Origin of the sequence: Gelidibacter sp., assembly GCF_035577925.1 — a bacterium.
In the GTDB taxonomy this organism is placed as follows: Bacteria; Bacteroidota; Bacteroidia; order Flavobacteriales; family Flavobacteriaceae; genus Gelidibacter.
Genome location: NZ_DATJCY010000294.1, coordinates 1 through 5,062, shown reverse-complemented (window position 1 = coordinate 5,062; position 5,062 = coordinate 1). Strand labels below are relative to the sequence as shown.

Sequence of the window (5,062 nt, the reverse complement as noted above, 5' to 3'; positions counted from 1 at the left end):
CTTTAGAGGCAATAGCGGAGAGCCCAACCGAAAATATTATGCGTATCATTCTGGGGCAACTGAAGATTTGGATGCCATTATCAAGCATGCCATTACCAATAAAAATTATGCCGAAATTTATCTAAAAGGAATCAGTTTGGGCGGAAATATGGCTCTAAAATATGTGGGTGAACGTGATCATTTGCCAAAAGAAATCAAGGCTTGCATTGGTGTTTCGGTACCCTGCAGTTTGCAACATTCGGCAAAACAATTGCATAAATTGATAAATAAACCTTTTCACGACCGATTTAAAAGAAGTTTGGTCAATAGTTTAAAGAAAAAACAACAGCAGTTTCCCGAGCAATTAACGATGGAAGAGATTCAATCCATTACAACCTTGAATGATTTTGATGAAGTTTATACCTCTAAAGCTCACGGATTTAAAAACGCATTGGATTATTATGAAAAAAGTAGTTGTCTTCAGTTTTTGCCAAATATAAAAATACCAACCTTGATCATTAATGCCTTAAATGATTCGTTTTTAACACCAGAATGTTATCCTGTAAAAGCTGCCAAAAACAATCCGTTTTTGTATTTAGAAATGCCAAAACATGGTGGTCATGTTGGGTTTATAAAACACGGTGGGGTCTATTATAACGAGAAACGAGCGTTGGAATTTGTTTTGGAACACACCAATGTGGTGGTTGAATCTTGAGGAAAATCTTAATTGTCCTTATTCACGTAGAATGATTAATTAATTTTTAAAAGCTTCCGGAAATCCTTCCACCGTTAAATCCCAAAGTACCGGTAATAAAAAATAGACAAATAAGGTCACGATGATAATCGAAAGGATATTCATCACGAAGCCTTTTCCTGCCATATCCGGAATTCGTAAATATCCAGAACCAAATACAATGGCATTGGGTGGTGTTGCCACAGGAAGCATAAATGCGCAAGACGCTGCAACCGCGGCACCAACCATCAAAACAAACGGATGAATATCCACCGTCATCGCCATAGGCGCCAAAACCGGTAGTATCATTGCCGTTGTGGCTGTATTGGAAGTGATTTCTGTTAAAAAATTTATCGCTGCAACTAGTATAACAATTAGGATAATAGTGGTTAATCCTTCAAAAACAGTCATTTGATTTCCCAACCAGACCGCCAAACCTGTACTTTCAAATCCGTTGGCAATTGCCAGGCCGCCGCCAAAAAGTAAGATGATGCCCCAAGGCAATTTTACGGCATCTTCCCAAGCCATTAATTGTTGTTTTTTGTCTTTCGTTGGAATCAAAAATAAGGCTATTGCGAAAATGATAGCGATAATGGTATCGTCCAATTTCGGAATAAATTTAACAAAAATAAAAGATCGTGTGATCCAAAAAAACGCAGTAGTACCAAATATGATGGCCACGATTTTCTCCTCATAGCTAATTTTACCAAGTAATTTTAATAGCCGTTTAATTTCGGTTTTTCCACCAGGGAACTCCATCTGTTTAAAATTATATGCGTAGCTGGTGAGGTATTTCCAACAGATAAAAAGAAGTAATATCGCAATTGGAAATCCGAATAAAAACCATTGAAAAAAGGTGATTTCATATCCATATGTATTGAGGACAACGCCTGCCAAAACCAAGTTTGGCGGCGTACCGATCAATGTTGCAATACCACCAATAGACGCACTGTATGCAATAGCCAGCATGAGAGCTTTTCCAAATAGACGGGTTTCATTTTCGACCGTATGTGGATTGTCCTTGAGTTGGGAAATAATGGCGATCCCAATAGGCAACATCATTACGGCTGTTGCGGTATTTGAAATCCACATACTTAAAAATGCCGTGGCGACCATAAACCCGAGAATGATTTTTTTGATATCAGAACCAATAATATTGATGATATTAAGGGCTATTCGTTTATGCAGATTCCATTTTTCAATAGCAATGGCAATTATAAAACCACCCATATACAAAAAGATGTATTTATGTCCAAAAGATGCCGTAGTGGTACTTAATTCCATTCCGCCAGACAACGGAAAAAGCACAATAGGCAATAACGAAGTCATGGCAATAGGAATGGCTTCGGTAATCCACCAAATTGCCATCCACGCCGTTGAAGCCAATATTGCAATGGCAGCCTCAGAAAGGCCTTTGGGTTTAAAAAACAATAAAATTAGGGTGTATGTTAATGGTCCCAAAATGAAACCTAGGCGTTTGATCGTGTTCATAAAGTTGGTTTGATGCAACTAATATAGGATTTTTTGATTTGGCGAATTAAATTAAATTTACATTCTTTAAAATAAATAATTGCGCGTTTTTTTCCTTAGCAACCTCAATTTCAATTTTCTACTTTGAAGTTATGGACATTCTTCCTACATTTAAGCAAAACCAATCTGTTATGCTCAAAAAAGTTTATGGAAGTGCTGTTTTTGGAGTGGAGGCTACAACGATCACTGTAGAGGTTAACGTCGATAATGGCGTTGGTTACCATTTGGTCGGACTTCCAGATAATGCAATTAAGGAGAGTAATTTCCGGATTGCAGCGGCACTTCAGAATAACGGATATAAAATTCCAGGAAAAAAGATCATCATCAATATGTCACCAGCCGATTTGCGCAAAGAAGGCTCCAGTTATGATTTAACTTTGGCCATTGGAATTTTGGCTGCTACGGGACAAATTAAAGCTGAGAATTTAGAGGATTATCTAATTATGGGCGAATTGTCGTTGGATGGCAATCTACAAGCCATTAAAGGTGCACTGCCCATAGCTATTAAGGCGCAAGAAGAAGGTTTTAAAGGATTTATTGTGCCGATACAAAATGCAAAAGAAGCCGCTATTGTTTCCGATTTGGAAGTCTTTGGTGTTGAGAATATCAGTCAAGTGATTGACTTTTTTGATAAAAATGAACCACTTGAACGCACAATTATAAATGTTCAAGAGGAGTTTTATAAAAACTTGGATTTTCCCGAATTCGATTTTTCGGACGTTAAAGGTCAGGAATCCATAAAACGATGCATGGAGATAGCTGCAGCTGGCGGACATAATATTATTTTGATTGGACCTCCCGGTGCCGGAAAAACAATGCTAGCCAAGCGATTGCCCAGCATTTTACCACCTATGACGATGCGCGAAGCATTGGAAACCACAAAAATCCATTCGGTAGCCGGACGCGTCAAAGATAATACTGGATTGATGTCGCAACGGCCTTTTAGAAGTCCACACCACACCATTTCGAATGTAGCACTTGTTGGTGGCGGGAGTTATCCACAACCCGGAGAGATTTCCTTATCACATAATGGCGTTTTATTTTTGGATGAATTGCCCGAATTTAAGCGTGATGTTCTGGAGGTGATGCGCCAACCTTTGGAAGATCGTGAAGTAACCATTTCACGTGCTAAATTCACGGTAACTTATCCGTCGTCTTTTATGCTGGTGGCTAGTATGAATCCAAGTCCAGGCGGATATTTTAATGATCCGAATGCACCTGTAACTTCATCACCTGCTGAAATGCAACGTTATCTGAGCAAAATTTCAGGACCACTTTTAGACCGTATTGATATTCATGTGGAAGTAACACCAGTGCCTTTTGATAAACTATCTGATGAACGCAAAGGGGAATCATCCATCACTATCAGAGCACGCGTAACCTTGGCCAGGGAGCGCCAAGCCGAACGCTTTAAAGACAGTAATAATGTGAATTATAATGCTCAAATGAGCAGTAAACAAATACGAGAACACTGTAAGCTAGATGAGGCTTCATTGCAATTGCTCAAAACCGCAATGGAACGTTTAAACCTTTCCGCTAGAGCTTATGATAGAATTTTAAAAGTATCACGGACCATTGCAGATTTGGAGGGTGTCGAAACTTTGAACGGATCGCATATCAGTGAAGCCATTCAATATAGAAGCTTGGATCGCGAAGGCTGGCTGGGTTGAGCCAAATTCCTGTGAAGACAGGAATCTCATCATTTAAAAATTCAGTTTTCCATATAATAAATATATAAATCATCACCATGAAATCATTGCGCTACACAATTCCATTTCTACTATTTTTTACCTGCAATTCTTCGGAAGATAAGAAAGTTGATGAAATCACAACTTTTCCTAAAATTGAACAAGCAGAAACACCTATTTTACATTTGGAAGAAGCTAATCGATTGGCAGAATTACCAATGCATTGCATCCAGACCGAATACCCTAATAAACTTGGTCAAACCATTGGCGGCCCAGAAGATTTAAAAGAGCCCAAAGCACTGCATCCTGCATTTTATGGTTGTTTTGATTGGCATTCGGCGGTGCATGGCCATTGGAGTTTGGTGAGTTTGTTAAAACAGTTTCCTGAGCTTGATAAGAAAGAAACCATTGAGCAGATGCTTTTGCAAAACATATCAAAGGAAAACATTTTGGATGAAGTCAGCTATTTTTATGGTAAACACAATACAAGTTATGAGCGCACTTATGGTTGGGCATGGGTATTGAAATTGGCCGAGGAATTACACACGTGGGATGCGCCATTGGCGAGGGAATTAGAAAGTAATTTACAGCCATTGACCGATTTGATCGTCAACAAATACCTCGAATTTTTACCAAAACTGAATTATCCGTTGCGTGTTGGTGAACATCCAAATACGGCCTTTGCCTTTTCTTTTGCCTTTGATTATGCAAAAGTTGTTGGTAATGAAACGTTAGAATTGCTCATCATACAGCGTTCAAAGGATTTTTATTTGAATGATGCCAATTGTCCTTTAAGTTGGGAACCCAGCGGATTTGATTTTTTGTCACCGTGTTTGGAAGAAGCTGCTTTGATGAAACGCATCCTTCCTAAAGATGAATTTAGAACTTGGCTCGCAGATTTTCTACCTCAATTACAGAATAAAAACTTCAATTTGGAAACAGGAAAAGTCAGTGATCGAACCGATGGAAAACTCGTGCACTTGGATGGTGTTAATTTTTCTCGTGCATGGAGTTTATATGAAATTTCCAGAAATTTACCAGAATATGCACATCTTAAAAACATTGCCAATGCCCATATCAATTATTCCTTGCCAAGTATTGTGGGCGATAGTTATGAAGGTGGGCATTGGTT

At 38.7% G+C, this 5,062-nt stretch carries 4 protein-coding genes; 3 read left to right on the top strand and 1 reads right to left on the bottom strand.

Annotated elements, in window-relative coordinates:
* A partial coding sequence (locus tag VNJ50_RS11585; protein WP_325582035.1) for a YheT family hydrolase occupies positions 1-694 on the top strand: 694 nt, incomplete at its 5' end.
* A gap of 39 nt (positions 695-733) precedes the next feature.
* Here VNJ50_RS11585 and VNJ50_RS11580 read toward each other — a convergent pair.
* The gene (locus tag VNJ50_RS11580) at positions 734-2,203 is read right to left on the bottom strand and encodes an SLC13 family permease (protein ID WP_325582031.1); all 1,470 of its coding nucleotides are present in this window, start codon (positions 2,201-2,203) and stop codon (positions 734-736) included.
* 170 nt (positions 2,204-2,373) lie between these two features.
* Between VNJ50_RS11580 and VNJ50_RS11575 the strand changes: the two genes are divergently transcribed.
* Both VNJ50_RS11575 and VNJ50_RS11570 read left to right on the top strand, forming a co-directional pair.
* Positions 2,374-3,912: a YifB family Mg chelatase-like AAA ATPase gene (locus tag VNJ50_RS11575; protein ID WP_325582029.1), complete on the top strand. Its 1,539-nt coding sequence runs from the start codon at positions 2,374-2,376 to the stop codon at positions 3,910-3,912.
* A gap of 77 nt (positions 3,913-3,989) precedes the next feature.
* On the top strand, positions 3,990-5,062 hold a 1,073-nt coding region (locus tag VNJ50_RS11570; protein WP_325582027.1), incomplete at its 3' end, for a DUF2891 domain-containing protein.

Excerpts from the sequence above, each read along its gene's own strand:
- VNJ50_RS11580 (WP_325582031.1), bottom strand. The coding sequence starts at position 2,203 with ATGAACACGATCAAACGCCTAGGTTTCATTTTGGGACCATTAACATAC.
- VNJ50_RS11575 (WP_325582029.1), top strand. The coding sequence starts at position 2,374 with ATGCTCAAAAAAGTTTATGGAAGTGCTGTTTTTGGAGTGGAGGCTACA.